Below are 19,533 nucleotides of genomic sequence, written 5' to 3'. Positions count from 1 at the left end.
CGGTGCCGGAGTTCGTCGCGCTGGCTCGAGCGCGGTTCCCGGACGTCCCGTTCCGGCTCGGCTCGGCGCTCGAGCTCGACGTCGACGGCCTCGGGGGCGTTCTCGCGTGGTACTCGCTCATCCACCTGCCGCCGGCGGAGCTGCGCGGCGCGGTCGCGGCGCTCGCCGCGCACCTCGGACCGGGCGGAAGCCTGCTGATCGGCTTCTTCGAAGGGCCGCGCACGGAGGCGTTCGCGCACGCCGTCGCACCGGCGTGGTTCCATCCGCTCGCCGAGATGCGCGCGCTCGCCGAGCAGGCCGGCCTCGAGGTGACCCACTCCCTCCGCCGCAGCGCCCCCGGCGTCCGCGACCACGGCGAGCTGATCGCTGTACTCCCGCGCTGACGCCGAGCTGATCGCCGGCCTCTGATCCGGACGCCGCCGACGCCGCGCTGGTTCCGTGCTGACGGCACCCGCTCCCGCTGGTCACCGGCGGCCGACGTCCCGGCCCACCGCATCCCCTCGAGACACCACCGCCCCGCCGGGACGCCGCCGTCTCAGCGGTGCCGCGGCGGTCCCGGCGGTGTCCCGGCGGACGAGGGCCCCCGCGCCTAGAGGCGGTCGGCGCGCCACTCCGTGGGGATCTCCTCGCCGCGGCGGAACGCCTCCTCCTCGCGCTCGCGCAGCTCGACGCGGCGGATCTTGCCCGAGATCGTCTTGGGCAGGGGGTGGAACTCGAGGCGCCGCACCCGCTCGAAGGAGGAGAGCAGCTCGCGGGTGTGGGCGAAGATCGCGCTCGCCGTCTCGGCGGTCGGCTCCCAGCCCTCGGCGAGGGTGACGTACGCCTTCACCACGCTGTGGCGCACCTCGTCCGGAGCCGGCACCACCGCGGACTCGGCGACGGCGGGGTGCTGCAGCAGCACGCTCTCGACCTCGAACGGCGAGATCTTGAAGTCGGAGGACTTGAAGATGTCGTCGGTGCGGCCCACGAAGGTGATCGTGCCGTCGACCGCGCGGACCGCCACGTCGCCGGTGTGGAAGTAGCCGTCGGCGCGGGCGCGCTCTGTGCGGTCCTCGTCGCTGAGATAGCCGGACATCAGGTTGACGGGCTCGACGGAGAGGTCGAGGCAGATCTCACCGGTGGAGGCGGGCTCGCCGGTCAGCGGATCGACGAGGGCGATGGCGACGCCGGGCAGCGCGCGGCCCATCGCTCCGGGGACCACGGGGGCGCCGGGCGGGTTCGCGATGATCGCGGTGGTCTCGGTCTGGCCGTAGCCGTCGCGGATCGTGAGGCCCCACTCCCGCTCGACGGTCGCGATGACCTCGGGGTTGAGCGGCTCGCCCGCCGAGAGGATCTCTGTCAGCGCGCGCGGCTTCGCTCCCAGCGCCGACTGGATCAGCATCCGCCACACGGTCGGCGGTGCGCAGAACGTGGTGACCTCGGCCCGGTCGAGCTGCTGGTGCAGAGCGGTAGGGGAGAAGCGGCTGTAGTTGTAGACGAACACCGTCGCCTCGGCGTTCCACGGCGCGAAGAAGCAGCTCCACGCGTGCTTGCCCCAGCCCGGCGAGCTGATCGCCATGTGCACGTCGCCCGGCTGGACGCCGAGCCAGTACATCGTGCTGAGGTGCCCCACGGGGTACGACTCGTGCGTGTGCACGACCATCTTGGGCTTCGAGGTGGTGCCGGAGGTGAAGTAGATCAGGCACGGATCGGAGCTCTGGACGACCACGGTCGGGCTGATGCCGAAGGGCTCGAGCGAGTCGGCGTAGTCGAGCCAGCCCTCGACGGCGCCGCCGACCGCGATGCGGCCGAAGCCGCCCTCCATCTCGTCGAACTTGGCTGTCTCGGAGGCGTCCGCGATGACGTGCGCGACTTCGCCGCGCTCGAGGCGGTCGGCCAGATCGGCGGGTGAGAGCAGGGTCGTCGTGGGGAGGATGACCGCGCCGAGCTTCATAATCGCGAGCATCGACTCCCAGAGCTCGAGGCGGTTGCCGAGCATGAGCATCACGTGATCGCCCTGCTCGACGCCGACCGAGTGGAGCCAGGCGGCGACCTCGTCGGAGCGCCAGCGCATCCGGTCGAAGGAGTACTTCTCCTCGGAGCCGTCCTCCTCCACGATCCAGAGGGCGGGGCGCTCGTTGCCGATGGCGATCGCGTCGAACCAGTCCACCGCCCAGTTGAAGCGGGGCCCGACGTCCGGCCACTGGAAGGCCTCGTTCGCGGCGACCGCATCAGTGCGGTGCTGCAGGAGGGTGTCGCGGGCGGCGCGGAAGCTCCCGGTGGGGTTCATGCATGTCTCCGTAGCGGTCGAGGTCCGGCCGCTGGCGGGACCGACCCCATTCTGCTCCCGCCGCGGTGCCGGGTGCTGCGCGACGGAGGCCCGGTGGGGACGCGCGTCGGAGGAGGCGCCTGTGGAGGAGCGGCCGAACGGATCCTCCTGCCGAGCCGACGAGCGGAGGGCGCGGGGGAAGCGGTGGGGCCGGCTACGGCCGGGCCCAGCGGAGGGGCCGCCCACCGCACGCGGCCCGGGAGATCGGAGGGCTCGCCCGCCGCAGCAGGCGCTCCCTCCGCTCCCTCCGCGGGACCTCAGTACTTGATGGACTGACCGCCGTCGATCGGGAGGACGGTCGCGTTCACGTAGGAGGCGTCGTCGGAGAGGAGGAACGCGACGACCGAGGCGACCTCGTCGGCCTCGCCGTAGCGCTTGGTCGGGTTGACCTGGATGAACTCCTCGGCCGCCTTGCGCGGGTTCTGCGGGTCGAGCTGCTTCATCGAGTTCTCGACCATCGGGGTCCAGATGGCCCCGGGCGCGATCGCGTTGATGCGGATGCCGAACTCGCCGTACTCGATCGCGGAGTTGCGGGTGAGGCCGACGACGCCGTGCTTGGCGGCCGCGTAGCCGGACTGGTTGCCGATCGCGGTGATGCCGCCGACGCTCGCGGTGTTGACGACCATGCCCGAGCCCTGCTCGCGCATCACCTTCAGCACCTTCTCCAGGCCGAGGAACACGCCGCGGAGGTTGATCGCGACGACCTTGTCGAACTCGTCGGCCGTGAAATCCTCGGTGAGGTTCTGGCGGCCCTCGATGCCGGCGTTGTTGAAGAAGCCGTCGATGCGGCCGAACGCCTCGAGGGTGCGCGCGACGTAGGCGTCGACGTCCGCCTCCTTCGACACGTCGGCGAGGACGGTGATCGACTCGGTGCCCTCGGGCAGGACGTCGACCGTGGCGGCGAGGCCCTGCTCCGAGATGTCGACGAGGGCGAGCTTCGCGCCCTCCTGGGCGAGGCGGACGGCGGCAGCGCGACCCAGGCCGGATCCACCTCCGGTGATGAGGACGACGCGGTCGGTGAATCGGGTGCTGGTGGTGGTCATGACGACTCCTGCTCGAAGAGGGATGGGCTCGGAGGCCGTGCGGTCGGCGAGTCCGTATCCATGCGTCTGCATGCAATTGACTCCACGATACGCCACAGGTGTCGGTTGAGTCTGAGTGCGCGATCAGGGATGGAGCGATCCGGGCCGTGGGCGCCCGCAGTCGAGCCCGTGGACCCTCGCGAGCGGCGCCGCAGGATCCGATGCGAGCACTCGGGTTCTGGGCAGAGCCGCCCCGACCCCGATCCGCCTGGCCGCCGCTTCCGGGCGACCGAGCCGCACCGGCCGAGCAGGCGAATCGCCGAGCCGCCCCGGCCGAGCAGGCGAGTCGCCTGGCCGCGGCCGATCCGCCGCATGCCCGCCTACAGGTGCGGCTGCCCCGTCGAGGCGCTCGTCCCGCCGTCCACGGCGAGGATCGCGCCGGTGATGTACGACGCGTCCGCGCTGGCGAGGAACAGCACCGGCGGGGCGATGTCGTCCGGCTGCCCGGGGCGTCCGAGGGCGATGCGGTCGATGAAGGGCGCGAGCTCCTCGGGGGTCGAGGCCATCGACTCGGTCAGCGGCGTCTGCGTGAAGGCGGGGGCGACGGCGTTGACCCGCACCCCGTGCGCGCCGAAGTCGAGGGCCAGCGACTGCACGAAGGTCGTGATCGCGCCCTTGGTCGCGTTGTAGGCGGCCTGACCCCAGTCGCCGCGGATGCCCGAGACGGAGGAGACGACGACGATGTTGCCGCGGCTCGCCTTGAGGTGGGGGAGCGCCGCCTTCACCGCGTAGAAGAGGGCGTCGACGTTCGTGGCGAAGAGCGAGCGCCAGGCGTCGTCCTCGACCTCCTCGATCGGGCCGCCGAGGTGGCCGGCCGCGTTGTTCACGAGGACGTCGATCCCGCCGAACCTCGCGACGGTGCCCTCGACGAGCGCGTCGACCTCGGCTCGGACCGAGACGTCGGTGGGGACGACCAGGACGCGCTCGGCCGGGAAGCCGGCGACGGTCTCCTCGAGCGTGGCGGGGGTGCGCCCGGCGACCGCGACGCTCGCGCCCTGCTCGAGGAAGGCGCGTGCGATGGAGCGGCCGATGCCGGAGCCGGCTCCGGTGACCAGGACGGTGCGTCCGGCGAAGGGGTAGGTGTTCGAGGCGATCATGGCGGTGCCTTCCGGGTGCAGAGGGTCGGCTCGGCGGGGTGCGCCGGGTGCAGAGGGGCGGCTCGGCGGGGTCCGCCGGGTGCGGCGGGCGTCGGACCCGCCCGGTGCCGATCATCCGCGGCACCCGAGCGGATCGACGGGCCGCCGCGCCGGTACGGAGGAGCTCCCCATCGATCCGCAGCACGGCCCCCGACCCTGGCAACCGCCGCAGAGTGCGGTCCGCGGCCGCGCGGGCTCGGGTAGACCGGAGGGACGCCAGTGGACAGGGGGAACCACCATGGACACCACGAGAACGACCGCTCCGCGCCGGGCGACGGGGCTCCGGGCCGGACGGCGCGCGACCGTGCTGGGCGCTTCGGCACTGCTCGCGGCGCTCGCTCTGAGCGGCTGCACGAGCGGCGCCGACCAGGCGGAGGAGGCGACACCCGCCGTTCCCGGCACCGCTGCTCCGACGACCGCCGCTCCGCCCGCGACGCCCACCGAGGCTCCGCTCGGGCCCGTGACGCTGCCCGAGGGCGCGACCGCCGCCGTGCGGTGGACCGACCAGGTCGGCCCCGTCGATCCGCAGACCGTGTACCTCAGCGGCGATCCGCTGCACATCACCGTCTCGGTCGCCTGCGACACCGCGGACGCCGAGGTGACGATCGAGGTCGTCGGCCTGATGACGAGCGGATCGTCGTGCGTCTACAGCCCGAGCACGACCCGCACCGGCACGGGAGGCGGCAACACGGGCACCATGCAGATCGCCGTCGAGCAGGACGCCGAGATCAGGGTGACGACGGTGCCGGATGACGCGCACTGGTCGGCCGCCGTCTCGACCGGGGCGCGGACGGTCCCCGGGCCCTGACGCCGGCCTGCGCGCTCACGAGAACAGAGAAGTCGCGGTGGTCGAGAGCGGCCACCGCGACGTCCGGGTTCTCGAGTCGCCCGGGGCGTCAGCCGATCGGGACGCCGAGCTCGGCCATGAACGGCACGGCGTCGACCGCCTCGCCGTCGACCCGCGTCTCGAAGTGCAGGTGGCAGCCGGTGGAGGCGCCGGTCGAGCCGCGCAGCGCGATGACCTGGCCGACGGTGACGGTCTCGCCGACCGACACCATCAGCTCGCTGTTGTGGGCGTAGCCGGTCTCGATGCCGCCGCCGTTGTCGAGCAGGATCCAGTTGCCGTAGCTGCCCTGGTACGACGCCTCCTCGACGGTGCCGCTGGAGGCCGCGAGGACGGGCGTGCCGCAGGCGCCGGCGAGATCGGTGCCCTTGTGGAACAGGTTCACGCCGGCGACCGGCGCGTCGGGGCGGGGGCCGTAGCTGCTGCTGATGTGACCGGAGATCGGGACGACCCACGCCCCGGACGCTCCGGCGGCGGCCGCGGTCGACTCGCCGGAGGTGGCGGTGATCGCGTCGAGGGACGCGGTGGGCACGAGGACCTCGGGCTTGGCCTCGGCGGCGAAGGCGTCGCGGGTGACGCTCTGCTGCACGACTCCGGCCGCCACGAAGCTCTGCGGGCGGGCCGCGGCGACGGCGGTGGCCGTGTCGCGGGTCAGCTCGGAGTCGGCGGTGCCGCCCACGGCGAACGCGGGCATCGTCGACGTGATCGCGATGCCGGCCACGAGGGTCATCGCGGCGACGGCGGAGACGCGGGGGCGCGACGGGCCCCGGGAGGGGCGGCGGCTGCGGAACTCCTGCTCACGGAGCGAGCGACGGGTCGGGAGGGCGGACGGACTGCCGGTCTCGGCTCCTGCGGGGGTGGGAGTCGAGGCGCGTGACGAACGGTGCATGCAGAGGAGGTTCCAGGTCTGCCGACGCTCGAGGGGGGAGGCGAGCGCCGGGTGGGGCAGTGGGGCTGATCGCACGGCTGAGCCGATGCGACCCTCCAAACTACCCGCGTTCCGCCGGATCCGACCTGAGAGAAACCTCCGGAGTCAAGCGGTTGAGCGCATCGATCGGCTCTCGATCCGGGGTGGCGGGGGTGCGCCGGGTCGCCGGTGGGCGTGCTCAGCGGTCGGCGGTGAAGGCGAGCAGGGCGATCACGCCGGCGATCGTCGCCGCGACTCCGGAGCCCAGGCGCCACCACATCCACTTGTCGCGCCTGGGCCCGCGCACGGGACGCCGGAGGCCGGCGCGGCCCTGGTAGCCGCCGGGATCGTGCTGGAAGACCATGCCCCCAGCCTGCCGAACCCGCGCCCGTCGCGGGGTCGACTCGCCCGCGACTCCCAGCCGCGAACGGCACCGCAGGGCTGAAGCGGGAGCCGAGGAGAAAGGAGGAGAGGCGGCAACCAGGGGGAAGGGGAGGCGGGACGGCACGGGCGCAGAACGGCCGCCGCCCGCCCGCCTAGCGCGGCCCGGGCGCGCTCGCCAGAGGGTTCGCGGGGCGGGTGCCGCTCGGTAGCGTGGGGGAGTCGGCCGGAGCGGTCGACGAGCGGAGGAGAGGACATGGCCGGGACCGGCAAGGACAAGGACGCACGCGACAAGGCGGCGCAGAAGCGCGCGAAGAAGGCGCTGAAGAAGGCCGAGAAGTCGGTGCGCGCGGCGCACGAGGCGGTCCGCGACTCCAGCAAGAAGCTGCGCAAGAAGGCCCGCAAGCTGGCCGAGCAGACCGAGAAGCTCAAGCGGACCCAGGAGAAGGCGGCGAAGAAGGCGGCCGCGGCCGAGAACCGCCCGACCACGCCGAAGCACGCCGCCGAGCCGGCGGTCGGCGCCCTCGACCTCACCCCGCCGCTTCCCGGCTCGCAGGAGCCCGCCGAGGATCAGGAGTCCGCCGAGGACGCCGGCGCCGCGGCCGAGTCCGCCGCCCAGCAGGAGCCGGCCCCCGACTCCGACCCCGCGCACACCCCGGACCTCACCCCGCCGATGCCGCGCTCGGCCTCCTGAGCGCACCCGTCTGAGCGCCGCACGCCGGTGCGGGATCAGGTGGGATCGCACTCGCCGATGCGCCGCCCGCCTGAGAATCTGCACAGACTACTCGGGCGGGCGTGCCCCGCGAGGTGAACAGCAGGTGAAGCCTCGCGACCACGCCGGAACGCCTCCCGCCGCGGGGGCATCATATCTGCGTGGATCCCTTCATCCTGCTCGCGCTCGTCGTCGTCACGGCCCTCGCCTTCGACTTCACCAACGGCTTCCATGACACGGCGAACGCGATGGCCACGTCCATCGCGACCGGTGCCCTGAAGCCCCGCACCGCCGTCGCCCTCTCGGCGTCGCTGAACCTCGTCGGTGCGTTCCTCAGCATCGAGGTGGCGCTGACCGTCACCAACGCGGTCGTGAAGATCCAGGACTCCTCGGGCGCACCCGATCCGGCGCTGCTCGAGGACGGCGGTTCCGCTCTGCTGCTGATCGTGCTGGCCGGCCTCATCGGCGGCATCGTCTGGAACCTGCTGACCTGGCTGCTGGGTCTGCCCTCGAGCTCGTCGCACGCCCTCTTCGGCGGCCTGATCGGCTCCGCTCTCGCGGGCCTCGGCCTCAACGGCGTGAACTGGGCCGGCGACGGCACGAAGCTCGACGGCGTCGTCGGCAAGGTGATCCTCCCGGCGCTGATGTCGCCCGTGCTCGCCGGAGCGGTCGCGGCGATCGGCACCTGGCTCGTCTTCCGCGTGATCGGCAACCTCGCCGAGAAGAGCCTCCACCGCGGCTTCCGCTTCGGCCAGATCGGCAGCGCCTCCCTCGTCTCGCTCGCGCACGGCACCAACGACGCGCAGAAGACCATGGGAGTGATCACGCTCGCGCTGATCGCGGCCGGCGGCTGGAGCGACACCGAGTCGGTCCCCTTCTGGGTCAAGCTCAGCTGCGCGCTGGCCATCTCGCTCGGCACCTACATCGGCGGCTGGCGGATCATCCGCACCGTCGGCAAGGGCCTCGTCGAGATCGACACCCCGCAGGGCATGGCCGCCGAGAGCGCCTCCGCCGCGGTCATCCTCGCCTCCAGCCACCTCGGCTTCGCCCTCTCGACCACCCACGTCGCGACCGGCTCGATCCTCGGCTCCGGAGTCGGCCGCCCCGGCGCGCAGGTGCGCTGGCGCGTGGCGCTGCGCATGGTGATCGCCTGGGTCATCACGCTCCCGGCCGCCGCCCTCGTCGGCGCCGTGATGTGGTGGATCGGCCACCTCGTCGGAGGCGCGGCCGGCGGCCTCCTGATGGCCGCGATCCTCGTCGCCGTCGCCTCCCTCATCTACATCCGCTCGCGCCGCGACAGCATCGGCGCGCACAACGTCAACGACGAGTGGCAGGACGCGGCGGCACGCCCCGCGCCCGAGACCGCCGGCGTCTGAGCGAAAGGATCCGCACCGTGCTCTCCCTCTTCCTCTCCGCCGCCGGCCAGGTGGCCCTCGTCGCCGTGCTCCTCGGAGCGGGCCTGCCCGTGCTCTTCGCCGTCGGCGTCCGCTCCTTCGCCGTCGCCGCCGGTGCTCCCGCCTCGGGCGGGTCGGACGCCCCCGCGGTCCGGAGCGGTCTGCCCGCCCCGGTGCTGCGCGGGATCGGCGTGCTCTGCTTCGCCCTCGTCGTCGGCTCGGTCGTGATCGGCCTGAGCGTCATCATCGCGACGGGCCTCGGCCAGTCGGTGAGCTTCGAGCACGTGATCCCGACCTTCGTGCCCAAGGGCTGAGCATGGCCTCGACCGATCCGATCGCGGCGCGGGAGGGGATCGTCGCCCGCGTGGTCGGCTGGCTGCGCGCGGGCTACCCGTCGGGCGTGCCGGAGCAGGACTACCTCCCGCTGCTGGGCCTGCTGCGCCGCAGCCTCACGACGGACGAGGTCGAGCAGGTCGTCGCGCGGCTCCTGTCGGAGTCGGAGCGGGCCGAGACGGTCGTCTCACGGGCCGTGGTCCGCGAGCGGATCGAGCAGCTGCTGCTCGGACCGGCGATGCCCGAGGACGTCGCCCGCGTCTCCTCGCGGCTCGCGAGCGCGGGCTGGCCGCTGGCGGGCCCGGAGTCGCTGGCCGAGCCGGACACCCGCGAGGGCCTGGTCGCGCGCATCGTCCGCTGGCTGCGCGCCGGCTATCCGGCCGGGCTGCCCGAGCAGGACTTCGTGCCGCTGCTGGCGCTCCTCCGCCGCCGTCTGAGCGACGAGGAGGTGGCCGAGGTGGCCGCCGGTCTCGCCGCCGACGCGCCCGCCTCACGCGCGGACGTCGGCACCGCGATCGCCGGAGTGACCTCGGAGCTGCCCTCGGAGGAGGACATCGAGCGCGTGCGCCGGTCGCTGGCCGCGCTGGGCTGGCCGGAGGAGTTCGCGAGCTGACGCGCCGCGGCCCGGATCTCGAGCCGCAGGAGTCCGCGTGCCGATCCGCCGCTGTCGCCGGCGATCCGGCCGGAGAGCCCGCCGGCCGACCGCGCCGCGATCCCGGGCGGTCCAGCCGTCGAAGGGTGACCCCGCCGGGACCAGGACGCGGACGCTGCAGCGGGCCGGGCCCGCCGTGAGCGGGCGGGACGAGCGCTGGAGCGTGTCCTCGGGCGGGCGACAGGCGGCCGCCCGGTCGGCAGGGGAGTCGCGGGGTCACGACGCGCGCCGTCCGCCGTCCTAGGTTCGGCCCGGGTCCGGATCGGCTGCGCAGCCGGCTGCCGGACCGCCGCCCGACCGGAAGGACAGCCCCATGACCGCACCCACCATCGTCCTCGTCCACGGAGCGTTCGCCGACGCCGCGAGCTTCGCCCCGGTCACGCGGATCCTGCTCGACGCCGGCCACGCCGTGCGCGTCCCGGCCGTGCCGAACCGCAGCCTGCTGGGCGACGCGGAGTACCTCCGCTCCTTCGTGGAGCAGCTCGACGGGCCGGTCCTGCTGGCGGGCCACTCCTACGGCGGCGCCGTGATCACGGTGGCGGGCGCCGCCGAGAACGTGGTCGGCCTCGTCTACCTCGCGGCCTACGCGCTCGAGGAGGGGGAGAGCCTGGGGCAGCTGCAGGGCGCCTTCCCCGACTCCGACCTGCCGGCGAACCTCGTCTACACCCCGTTCCCGATCGACGGAGCGGAGCCGGGCACGGACGTGTCGGTCGCGGTGCCGGCGTTCCCGGAGGTGTTCGCGGCCGGGATCGATCCGGCCGAGGCGGCCGTGCTCGCGGTCGGTCAGCGCCCGCTCGCCGCGCTCGCCTTCGGCGAGGCCGCTCCCGTCGCCGCCTGGCGGACCCGGCCGAGCTGGGGCGTCGTCGCCGCCGCGGACCGGACGATCAACCCGGACGTCGAGCGGTTCGGCTACCGGCGGGCGGGCGTGCGCTCGGTCGTCGAGCTCGACGCGCCGCACCTGGTGATGCGCTCGCACCCGGAGGAGGTCGCGCGGGTCATCGCCGACGCCGCGGCGGAGCTGAGCTGACCGCGGAGTCGCCTGACCGCGGAGGGGTGCGCTGCGTTCCGGTGCGCTCCTCCGCACCCCGCCGCGCACCGCCCCCACCCGGAAGCACGCCCCGCCGATCTAGGTACTCCCGCCGCGGATCTAGGTCGGCGTCGCGTGGAGTCGGGCCCGCCTCCTCCCTAGCCTCGAAGGGAGAGAAGGGCGGGATCGTGGACACGGACACCGCGCGGCTCGGCGCCTACCTCCGGGGGCACCGCGACCGGCTGCGCCCCGACGAGGTCGGCCTGGGCGCCGACGGCAGGCGCCGCGTCAGCGGGCTGCGCCGCCAGGAGGTCGCCGTGCTCGCGGGGATCAGCCCGGACTACTACCTGCGGCTCGAGCAGGGCAAGGACCGCCGCCCCTCGGCGCAGGTCCTGGACGCTCTGGCCCGGGCGTTCCGTCTCGACGCGGACGGGCGGGACTACCTCTTCCGGCTCGGCGGGCACGCCGCGCCGCGCCGCTCGCCGGGCTGGGCGCAGGCCGGGCCGACTCCGGCGCAGGTCGGCAGCCTGACGAGCATGGTCTCGTCCTGGACCACGACGCCCGCCTACGTGGTCGACCGCTACCAGGACCTCGTGGCCGTGAACGAGCTCGGCCGCCTGTTCCTCCCCCTGGCCTGCGAGCAGGGGACCAACATGATCGAGGCCGTCGTCGACGCCGCGGCGCTCGAGACCGACGCCGAGCGGCACGAAGACTGGGACCGCACGATCGCCGTGATGACCGCCGCCCTCCGCTTCCACTCCGACCCGGCGGACCCGCGCCTGCGGGTCCTGGTCGCCTCGCTCGGCGGCCGCTCGCGGGTGTTCCGCCGCGTCTGGGCGAGCCAGGAGGCGTATCCGCTCCGCGAGGGCTCGTCGCCGGTGCGCGTCGACCCCTTCGGCTTCATCGCCTTCCGCTGGCAGACCCTGGAGGTGCACGGAGGCGACCACTTCCTGACCTCCTTCTTCGGCGCCCCCGGCAGCGCCGCGGCCGCCGCGATCGATTTCATCCGGGCCCGTCACCGGGTCGAGGAGTGTCTGCGCGAGGGTGCGATACTCGACGCGTGAAGCGGGACGCGCTCGTCGTCGGTCGGGGATCGGAGCTCGCGCGGCTCCGTCTGATGGTCGACGGCATCGCCGCCCACGGGTCGGCGCTCGTCATCGACGGGGACGCCGGGGTCGGCAAGACCACCCTGGTCGAGGAGGTCGTCGCCTACGCCCGCGCACTCGACGTGCGGGTGCTGCGGACCGCGGGCTCCGCAGCGGAGTCGGGCGACCAGTACGCGGCGCTGCAGCTCCTCCTGCACCCGCTCCGCCCGGGCCTCGACGGCCTGCCCCTGCCGCAGCGGGACGCGCTCCGCGTGGCCTTCCATCTGGCCGAGGGAGTGCAGCCGACGCCGCTCCTGGCCGGCCTCTCGGCCCTGACCCTCCTGAGCGACGCCGCCGCCGATCGGCCCCTGCTGGTCGTCGTGGAGGACCTGCACCGGATCGACCCGGAGTCGGCGTGGGCGCTGCGGATGCTCGCCCGGCGCATCGGCGAGGACCGCGTCGTCGTCGTGATGACCACGAGGGACCGGCCCGAGGAGGACTCCGGCCTCGAGCACCTCCACCTCGGGCCGCTGTCGGCCGCCGACTCGGCCGCTCTCCTCGACACGCTCCCGCATCCTCCTCGCGGCGCCGCCCGGCGCGCTCTGCTCGACCTCGCCCGCGGGAATCCGCTCGCCCTGGTGGAGCTGACCGGGCGCGACCCGTCGGCCGACGAGGCGGAGGACCGCGCGGTGACCGGACGCCTCGAGTCGGCCTTCGCCGAGCGCTTCGCGGAGCTCGACCAGCCCTCGCGGCTCGCCGTGCTGGCCGTGGCGCTGGGCGACGTCGCGACGGCGGAGGAGGCGAGCCGGCTGGCGAACCTGGCGATCGGCCGCCACCCCGACCCCTCCTGGATCGACCGGGCCGTCGCCGCGTCGCTGCTCAGCTGGACGCCGGGGAGCGGACTCCGCTTCCGGCACCCTCTCGTGCAGTCCGCGGTGACGAGCGTGAGCCGCCCCTCCGAGCGCGCGGCCGTGCTCCGCACGCTCGTCCAGGAGCACCGCGACGACCCGAGCCGGACGCTCTGGTGGCGGTCGGAGCTCGCGACCGGCTCTGACGGGCCGGTCGGCGAGGAGCTCGCCGGTCTCGCGGCGTCCGGCCTCGCGACGGGCGACGTCGTCCTGGCGGCTCAGGCGATGGAGCGGGCGGCGGAGCTGACCCCCGCGGGTCCGCTGCGCGTCTCGCGCCTGATCGACGCGGCCGAGTACTCCGGGCTCGCCGGCCGGACCGCGGAGGCGGCGCTGCTCGTGCACCGCGCGGCGGGCGAGACCGTCGATCCGGTGCTCACCGCCCGCGCCGCCTGGACGCGCGAGACGCTGCCGACCGGGCGCACGGCCCTCTCGCGGGGCGACCTCTCGCCCGCGCTCGCCGCAGTGACGGCGCTGCAGAGCCACGGAGCCGTCGACGCCGCGACCGCCGCGCTCCTGCACCTCGCCGCCATCGCCTGGGACCACAACCGCGAGGCGTCGCCCGGCGAGCCGATGATCCAGGCGGTGCGCGCGCTCGCCCTCGACGACTCCGACCCGCGCGCCGTCCTGCTCGCGGCAGTCACCGAGCCGATCGCCCGCGGCGACGAGGTCGTCCGCCGGGCGCTCGCGGCGGCCGGCGGGTCGAGCGGTCCGGAGGAGGCGTGGTGGCTCGGCTACGCGCTGAACACGGCGGGCGAGGTCGAGGTCGCCCGGGAGCTCCTGGAGGAGGCGATCACCGGGCTGCGCGCGCGCGGCGACATCCGGATCCTCCCGCAGGCGCTCCTCGCCGCCTCGATGACCACGTCGCTCGCCGGCCGCTTCTCGCGCGCCCGCTCCTTCGCCGAGGAGGCGCTCGTCCTCGGGAGCGACCTGGGGGACGTCGGCTTCGAGACCGCGTCCCGGGCCTGCCTGGCCTGGTTCGACGCGATGGAGGGCGTCGCGCCCGATCCCGAGGCGATCAGCGCGGGCAGCGCGATCGGCGCGGCCGTCCTCTGCTCGAGCGTGATGCGGGCGACGCTCCGCGGATCGCGAGCGGCGGTGGCGGTCCTCGAGTCGCGACCGGGCGACGCCGTGCCGGAGCTCCTGCCCCTCCTCGACACGGACGACGACTCCCTGAACCCCGGCTTCGCGATCCTGACCACGCCCGATCTCGTCGACGCGGCTCTCGCGATCGGGGACGTCGGAGTCGTGCGCCTGCACGCCGCGAGGCTGGAATCGCTCTTCGAGCGCTGGCACCAGCCGATGATCGAGGCGGCCCTCCGGTACGCGCAGATCGCCGTGGCGCTCGCCGACGGAGCGCCGGACGCCGCGGCCGGGCTGCTCCGCCGGACTCCGCCGCCGCTCCCGTACGTGCGGGCGCGGGCGCTGCTGCTCGTGGGCGACGGGCTGCGCCGGGCCGGTCAGGCGGCGGAGGCGCGGCCCCTCCTCCGCGAGTCGCTGGCGATGCTCGAGGAGCTGCCGATCCGCGCCTGGGCCGATCGGGCCCGTGACGCGCTCCGGGCCGCCGGAGGGAGGATCGCCGACGCGCCGTCGCCGGCCGCGGCCACGCTGACCCCGCAGGAGCTGCGCATCTGCGCTCTCGCGAGCACGGGGCTGTCGAACCGCGCGATCGCGCAGAACCTGTTCCTCTCGCCGCGCACGGTCGGCGCGCACCTGTACGCGGCGTACCGCAAGCTCGGGATCGGCGGGCGGGGCGAGCTCGCCGCGGTGCTCGGGAGGGACGCGGGCGCCGACGTCTGAGGCCGGACTCCGCTCGCAGGGGCGCCGGGACCCACTCCGAGCGCAGACGCGCAGGCGCGCCCCGGAACGGCCGGGACGCGCCTGCGAGCGTGCCTCGCTACTCCTGGATGAAGGCCAGCAGGTCGGGGTTGATGACGTCGGCGTGGACGGTCAGCATGCCGTGCGGGTAGCCCTCGTAGATCTTGAGCGTCGAGTTCTGCAGCAGCTCGTGCTGCTTGAGCGAGGCGTCCTTGTAGGGGACGACCTGGTCGTCGTCGCCCTGGGTGACGAGGACGGGGACGGTGATCGCCTTCAGGTCCTCGGTCTGGTCCGTCTCCGAGAAGGCCTTGATGCCCTCGTAGTGCGCGAGCGCGGATCCGGTCATGCCCTGGCGCCACCAGTTGTCGACCACGGGCTGCGAGAGCTCGACCCCCTCGCGGTTGAAGCCGTAGAAGGGCCCGGAGGCCACGGCCTGGTAGAACTCGGCGCGGTTCGCCGCGAGAGCGTCGCGGAAGCCGTCGAACACCGAGATCGGCGTGCCCTCGGGGTTCGCCTCGGTCTGCACCATCAGCGGCGGGACCGACGAGACGAGGACGGCCTTGGCCACGCGGCCCTGGGGCTCGCCGTACTTCGCGACGTAGCGCGCGACCTGGCCGCCTCCGGTGGAGTGGCCGATGTGGATCGCGTTCCGCAGGTCGAGGTGCTCGACGACCGCGTTCACGTCGCTGGCGTAGTGGTCCATGTCGTGTCCGGTGCCGACCTGGGTCGAGCGTCCGTGCCCGCGGCGGTCGGTCGCGATGACGCGGTAGCCGTGCGCGTGGAAGAACAGCATCTGCGCGTCCCAGTCGTCGGACGACAGCGGCCAGCCGTGGTGGAAGACGATGGGCTGCGCGTCGGTGCTGCCCCAGTCCTTGTAGTAGATCTCGACGTCGTCGTCCGTGGTCACAAACGGCATCTTCGAACCTCCGTGCTCGTGTCGATCCCGAGCCCGGCCCGGGTCGTGTCCAAGGTGGTGCCTCCCCGGATGAGGGTGGGGAGCGGCTCCACGATAGGGGCGTGGGAGCGCTCCCTGAAGAGCGCGGGGAGATGTTCCGACGATCGTCCAGACCTGGTCGCATGGGCGGTGGCGAGGCCGCCGGCCGCGCACGCCGTGTGGGGTCGGATGACTCGTGACCGGCACCGCGGACGCTGACAGGATCGCGGCGGACGCGCCCTCCCGCGGCGCGCGGATCGGAGGTCGCGATGCCCACGACGACGCCCACGACGACGGCCCTGCCGACGCCCCTGCCGACGACGCCCCGGCCGGCGGTGCTCCGGTGACCGTCGAGGACCGCGTCCCGATCGAGCCGCAGGCGGTCGTCGCTCCGCTCAGCCGGTCCGCCGTCTTCCTCTCGCTCGACATCGTCGGCGGGCAGGACGCCGCGGACCGCGTGCGGGACGTCGTCGCCGACGTGGGCGGGATCCTCCGCGCGGTCGGCTTCCGCGACCTGGGCCTGCGCCTCTCCTGCCTGGTCGGGATCGGGAGCGACGCATGGGACCGCTTCGGCGGGGAGGGGCGCCCCGCGCAGCTGCATCCGTTCAGGGAGGTGGTGGGCGCGGCGCACACGGCCGTCTCGACGCAGACCGACCTCCTGTTCCACATCCGGGCGGAGCGGGACGACGCCTGCTTCGAGTTCGAGCGCCTCCTGCTCGACGCGCTCGGCGAGGACGTCGTCGTCCGCGACGAGGTGGTCGGCTTCCGCTACTTCGACAACCGCGACCTGCTGGGCTTCGTCGACGGCACCGAGAATCCGACCGGCGAGGCGCTGCCCCGCGTCGCGCTGATCGGCGCGGAGGACGCGGCGTTCGCGGGCGGCAGCTACCTGGTCGTGCAGAAGTACCTGCACGACCTGACGGCGTGGCACGCGCTCACCACCGAGCAGCAGGAGCGGGTCATCGGCCGGAGCAAGGCCGACAACGTCGAGCGCGAGGACGATCCGGCGCAGCTCTCGCACAAGGGGCTCGCGACCGTGGTCGACGCCGGCGGGACCGAGCACGACATCCTCCGCGACAACATGCCCTTCGGCCGGCCCGGCAGGGGCGAGTTCGGCACGTACTTCCTCGGCCTGGCCGCCGACCTGTCGGTGATCGAGACGATGCTGACGCGGATGTTCGTCGGCGTGCCCGCGGGCCGGCACGACCGCCTCCTCGACTTCTCGACCGCGACGACCGGCGGGGTCTACTTCGTGCCCTCGCGGGACGTGCTCGAGGGCCTGGGCGGCTGACCCGGGCCGGTCGTCGGGGCGCGGATCGAGTCGGATGACCGTGGTGCCGCCCGGGCCGGAGCGGTGGGATCGGAGCAGCGCAGGCGCGCAGGACGATCAGCAGGGAGAACGCCGTGGAACCCGACGACAGCACCGCTCCGCACCACGAGACCCCCGGTTTCGGAGACCCGGACCTCCCCCAGGAGGGGATCGTGAACACCGAGGGCGATCCCTCGGCGAACACGATGACCGGCCCGCAGAACCGCGTCCTGGAGGGACTGTTCCCGAACCAGATCGCCGCGCCCGCGACGGACATCAGCACGCAGCCGTTCTTCTGGTCCTCCTTCAACATCTCGCCGCGGCGGGTGCAGCGGGGAGGCTGGGCGCGCGAGCTCACGCAGGCCGATTTCGCGATCTCGAACGAGATCGCCGGCGTGAACATGTACCTCGAGGCCGGCGGGATCCGCGAGCTGCACTGGCACCAGAGCGCCGAGTGGGCGCTGATGACCAAGGGGAACTGCCGCATCACCACGCTCAGCCGCACCGGCCGGCCCAGCGTCGACGACGTGCAGGAGGGGGACCTCTGGTACTTCCCGCCCGGCCTGCCGCACTCCCTGCAGGGCCTCGGCCCGGACGGGGCGGAGTTCGTGCTCGCGTTCGACGACGGCGAGCAGTCCGAGAGCAACACGCTCCTGCTCACCGACTGGTTCGCGCACACGCCGCCGGACGTGCTGGCGAAGAACTTCGGCGTCGCGCAGGAGGTCTTCCGCGACATCCCGCTGCACGACCTCTGGATCTTCCCGGGCGACGTGCCCGGCGACCTCCAGGCCGACCGGGCCGCGGCCGGGGTGCAGGACGGCGACGAGGCGGTGATCTTCCGGCTCTCCCGCTCCGAGCCCGCGTACCAGAACAGCGGCGGCCGGATCCAGATCGCCGACAGCACGAACTTCCCGGCCTCGCGCACGGTCTCGGCCGCGCTGACGACCGTCGAGCCCGGCTCGATGCGCGAGCTGCACTGGCACCCCAACGCCGACGAGTGGCAGTACTACCTCCGCGGATCCGCTCGGATGACCGTCTTCAACACCGGCCCGCACGCCAACACGACCGACTTCCACGCCGGAGACGTGGGCGTCGTGCGCCGCAACTTCGGCCACTACGTGGAGAACACCGGCGACGACACGCTCGTCTACATCGAGACGTTCAAGAGCTCCCGCTACGAGGAGGTGTCGCTCGCCCAGTGGCTGAGCCACCTGCCGCCGTCGCTGGTCGCGCAGCACCTGAACATCCCGGAGGAGGTGCTGGCGACCTTCCCGCTCGGGACGCAGGGGATCACTCCGCTGCGCTGAGGGAGGGACGCGCGGAGGGGACGGGGACATGGCGGAGGATCACGAGGCGGCGCTCCTGCCGTGGGCGGGGAGGGCGGCGGTGCTGCTGGACCGGCACCTGCGCGTGCTGAGCGCGACTCCGCTCGCGCGGGCGCTCTCGCCCGCCTTCGCCCCGGGAGTGAGCATCGCCCGCTTCACCTTCCTGGACTCGTCCGAGGTCGAGGACCTGCCCTGCTGGGGCTCCGCCGCCGACCAGGTCGCGGCGATGCTCCGCGACTCGCTCGAGCGGCACCGGGGGGACCGGGAGTTCCTGACGGTCGTCGGGGAGCTCTCGGCGAGGAGCCCCCGGTTCGCGGACTCGTGGGCGGCCGGGGCGGAGGCCGACGCACGCGGGTCGGTCGTGTTCCTCGACACCGCGGTCGGCTCCGTTCCGATGGACTACCGGCTGGTCCGGGACGGCGCGCGCCTCCTGCTCCTGTTCGAGGCGGGTGACGCGGCGGGTCGCGAGGCGCTCGCCCGGCTCGCCGCCGCTGATCAGGCGCCGGCCGGGGCCGCCAGCGCGGTGCCCGCCTCCGGAGCGGGCCGCAGCGAGGCGAGGACGTCGACGGCCGCGGCCGCCGGAGTCCCCGCTGCCGCGAGGTAGGTCACGACGTACCGGCCCGGAGCGCCGGCGAGCTCCAGGGTCTGCATCTCGAGGTCGATCCAGCCGAACGGCTCGACGTGGACGCGGATCCACCGGTGGGTGAAGGGGCGGACCTGGTACTCGGCCCAGATCGACCGGAACAGCGGATTCTCGACCGAGCACTCGCCGACGATCTCGTGCAGCCGCGGATCGTCGGGGTCGCTGTAGAACCGCAGCGCGGCGATCAGCTCGCGGAAGACCTGGCCCCACGCCCGCAGCTGGTCCGGCGGGTCGCCGTTCGCCACGGCGCGCGCGTAGCCGCGGGAGGTGGAGAGCAGCATGTTGGCGCCGGGCACGCCCTTGTCGGGGGCGAGACGGCTCATCAGGTCGTTCGCGCCGAGGACGTCGAGGTTGCGGTCGAACGCGTACGCCGGGGTCCTCGGCCAGTGGGCGAGCAGCGACTCCACGCCCTGGCCCGGCGGAGGAGAGTCGGGATCGCGCGGCCCGGGGCGCAGCCGGGCGAGCCGGAAGAGGTAGGCGCGCTCGAACTCGTCGAAGGCGAGCGCCTCGGCGAGGGCGTTCAGCACCTGGTCGGACGGGGCGACCGCGTGCCCCTGCTCGACGCGGAGGTAGTAGTCGCGGCTGATCCGGGCGCGGTCGGCGACCTCCTCGCGGCGCAGGCCCGACACCCGCCGCCGGGTGCCCGCGGTCGGCACGCCGACCTGCTCCGGCCGCAGCGCCGCGCGGCGAGCGCGGAGGAACTCCGCGAGGGGGCTGCGAGAGCTCATCGTGCGACTC

The 19,533-nt window shown here is 73.8% G+C and carries 19 protein-coding genes; 12 read left to right on the top strand and 7 right to left on the bottom strand.

The window, feature by feature from the left end; genetic code table 11:
- Positions 1–383, top strand: a 383-nt coding sequence (locus tag C5C74_RS17300; RefSeq protein WP_181134649.1) for a trans-aconitate 2-methyltransferase, incomplete at its 5' end; no start/stop codon positions are given.
- 206 nt (positions 384–589) lie between these two features.
- Here the strand turns inward: C5C74_RS17300 and C5C74_RS05425 are convergent.
- From C5C74_RS05425 to C5C74_RS05415, 3 genes are all read right to left on the bottom strand, one after another.
- Entirely contained in the window at positions 590–2,269 is a 1,680-nt protein-coding gene (locus tag C5C74_RS05425) for an AMP-binding protein (RefSeq protein WP_104351120.1), read from the bottom strand.
- 296 nt (positions 2,270–2,565) lie between these two features.
- Entirely contained in the window at positions 2,566–3,351 is a 786-nt protein-coding gene (locus tag C5C74_RS05420) for a glucose 1-dehydrogenase (protein WP_258064103.1), read from the bottom strand.
- Between the two features lie 359 nt (positions 3,352–3,710).
- On the bottom strand, positions 3,711–4,487 hold the full coding sequence (locus tag C5C74_RS05415) for an SDR family NAD(P)-dependent oxidoreductase (protein ID WP_258064102.1): 777 nt from the start codon (positions 4,485–4,487) through the stop codon (positions 3,711–3,713).
- 277 nt (positions 4,488–4,764) lie between these two features.
- Between C5C74_RS05415 and C5C74_RS05410 the strand changes: the two genes are divergently transcribed.
- On the top strand, positions 4,765–5,334 hold the full coding sequence (locus C5C74_RS05410) for a hypothetical protein (protein ID WP_104351118.1): 570 nt from the start codon (positions 4,765–4,767) through the stop codon (positions 5,332–5,334).
- 88 nt (positions 5,335–5,422) lie between these two features.
- Here C5C74_RS05410 and C5C74_RS05405 read toward each other — a convergent pair whose 3' ends face one another.
- Together C5C74_RS05405 and C5C74_RS17295 are read right to left on the bottom strand one after the other, a co-directional pair.
- A complete protein-coding gene (locus tag C5C74_RS05405; protein ID WP_104282901.1) occupies positions 5,423–6,259 on the bottom strand; it encodes a M23 family metallopeptidase in 837 nt (278 codons plus the stop codon).
- Positions 6,260–6,476: 217 nt separating this feature from the next.
- Positions 6,477–6,641 carry a hypothetical protein gene (locus tag C5C74_RS17295; protein WP_181065564.1) on the bottom strand — a complete coding sequence of 55 codons (165 nt, stop codon included), beginning with the start codon at positions 6,639–6,641 and terminating at the stop codon, positions 6,477–6,479.
- Positions 6,642–6,914: 273 nt separating this feature from the next.
- Here C5C74_RS17295 and C5C74_RS05400 point away from each other — a divergent pair, with 273 nt between their 5' ends.
- The 7 genes from C5C74_RS05400 to C5C74_RS05370 all read left to right on the top strand — a co-directional run bounded on the left by C5C74_RS05400 (position 6,915) and on the right by C5C74_RS05370 (position 14,566).
- A complete protein-coding gene (locus C5C74_RS05400) occupies positions 6,915–7,352 on the top strand; it encodes a hypothetical protein (protein ID WP_104248161.1) in 438 nt (145 codons plus the stop codon).
- Positions 7,353–7,531: 179 nt separating this feature from the next.
- On the top strand, positions 7,532–8,746 hold the full coding sequence (locus C5C74_RS05395) for an inorganic phosphate transporter (protein ID WP_104224012.1): 1,215 nt from the start codon (positions 7,532–7,534) through the stop codon (positions 8,744–8,746).
- Between the two features lie 17 nt (positions 8,747–8,763).
- The gene (locus tag C5C74_RS05390) at positions 8,764–9,078 is read left to right on the top strand and encodes a hypothetical protein (protein ID WP_104227380.1); all 315 of its coding nucleotides are present in this window, start codon (positions 8,764–8,766) and stop codon (positions 9,076–9,078) included.
- 2 nt (positions 9,079–9,080) lie between these two features.
- A complete protein-coding gene (locus C5C74_RS05385) occupies positions 9,081–9,710 on the top strand; it encodes a DUF3349 domain-containing protein (RefSeq protein ID WP_104224010.1) in 630 nt (209 codons plus the stop codon).
- Positions 9,711–10,062: 352 nt separating this feature from the next.
- A complete protein-coding gene (locus C5C74_RS05380) occupies positions 10,063–10,776 on the top strand; it encodes an alpha/beta fold hydrolase (protein ID WP_104351117.1) in 714 nt (237 codons plus the stop codon).
- Positions 10,777–10,964: 188 nt separating this feature from the next.
- The gene (locus tag C5C74_RS05375) at positions 10,965–11,840 is read left to right on the top strand and encodes a helix-turn-helix domain-containing protein (RefSeq protein ID WP_181065563.1); all 876 of its coding nucleotides are present in this window, start codon (positions 10,965–10,967) and stop codon (positions 11,838–11,840) included.
- Positions 11,837–14,566, top strand: coding sequence for an AAA family ATPase (locus tag C5C74_RS05370; protein WP_104351115.1), 2,730 nt, complete (start codon positions 11,837–11,839; stop codon positions 14,564–14,566). Before C5C74_RS05375 ends, C5C74_RS05370 begins: the two co-directional genes overlap by 4 nt.
- A gap of 97 nt (positions 14,567–14,663) precedes the next feature.
- Here C5C74_RS05370 and C5C74_RS05365 read toward each other — a convergent pair whose 3' ends face one another.
- The gene (locus tag C5C74_RS05365) at positions 14,664–15,500 is read right to left on the bottom strand and encodes an alpha/beta fold hydrolase (protein ID WP_104227375.1); all 837 of its coding nucleotides are present in this window, start codon (positions 15,498–15,500) and stop codon (positions 14,664–14,666) included.
- A gap of 214 nt (positions 15,501–15,714) precedes the next feature.
- On the opposite strand from C5C74_RS05365, the gene C5C74_RS05360 reads away from it, so the two are divergent.
- The 3 genes from C5C74_RS05360 to C5C74_RS17010 all read left to right on the top strand — a co-directional run bounded on the left by C5C74_RS05360 (position 15,715) and on the right by C5C74_RS17010 (position 18,756).
- Positions 15,715–16,809 (top strand): Dyp-type peroxidase, encoded by a 1,095-nt coding sequence (locus C5C74_RS05360; RefSeq protein ID WP_308470973.1) that lies wholly within the window; start codon positions 15,715–15,717, stop codon positions 16,807–16,809.
- Positions 16,810–16,922: 113 nt separating this feature from the next.
- A complete protein-coding gene (locus C5C74_RS05355) occupies positions 16,923–18,134 on the top strand; it encodes a cupin domain-containing protein (RefSeq protein WP_258062876.1) in 1,212 nt (403 codons plus the stop codon).
- Positions 18,135–18,162: 28 nt separating this feature from the next.
- Complete coding sequence (locus tag C5C74_RS17010) at positions 18,163–18,756, top strand: hypothetical protein (protein WP_146083010.1); 594 nt, start codon at positions 18,163–18,165, stop codon at positions 18,754–18,756.
- Here C5C74_RS17010 and C5C74_RS05345 read toward each other — a convergent pair.
- Positions 18,648–19,523, bottom strand: a complete 876-nt coding sequence (locus C5C74_RS05345; RefSeq protein WP_104351114.1) for a helix-turn-helix transcriptional regulator — start codon at positions 19,521–19,523, stop codon at positions 18,648–18,650. The genes C5C74_RS17010 and C5C74_RS05345 overlap by 109 nt on opposite strands.
- Positions 19,524–19,533 lie beyond the last annotated feature (10 nt).

The sequence above is a fragment of the Rathayibacter sp. AY1E8 genome (assembly GCF_002931415.1).
Classification (GTDB): Bacteria; Actinomycetota; Actinomycetes; order Actinomycetales; family Microbacteriaceae; genus Rathayibacter.
This window is presented reverse-complemented; position numbering and strand designations above follow the sequence as displayed.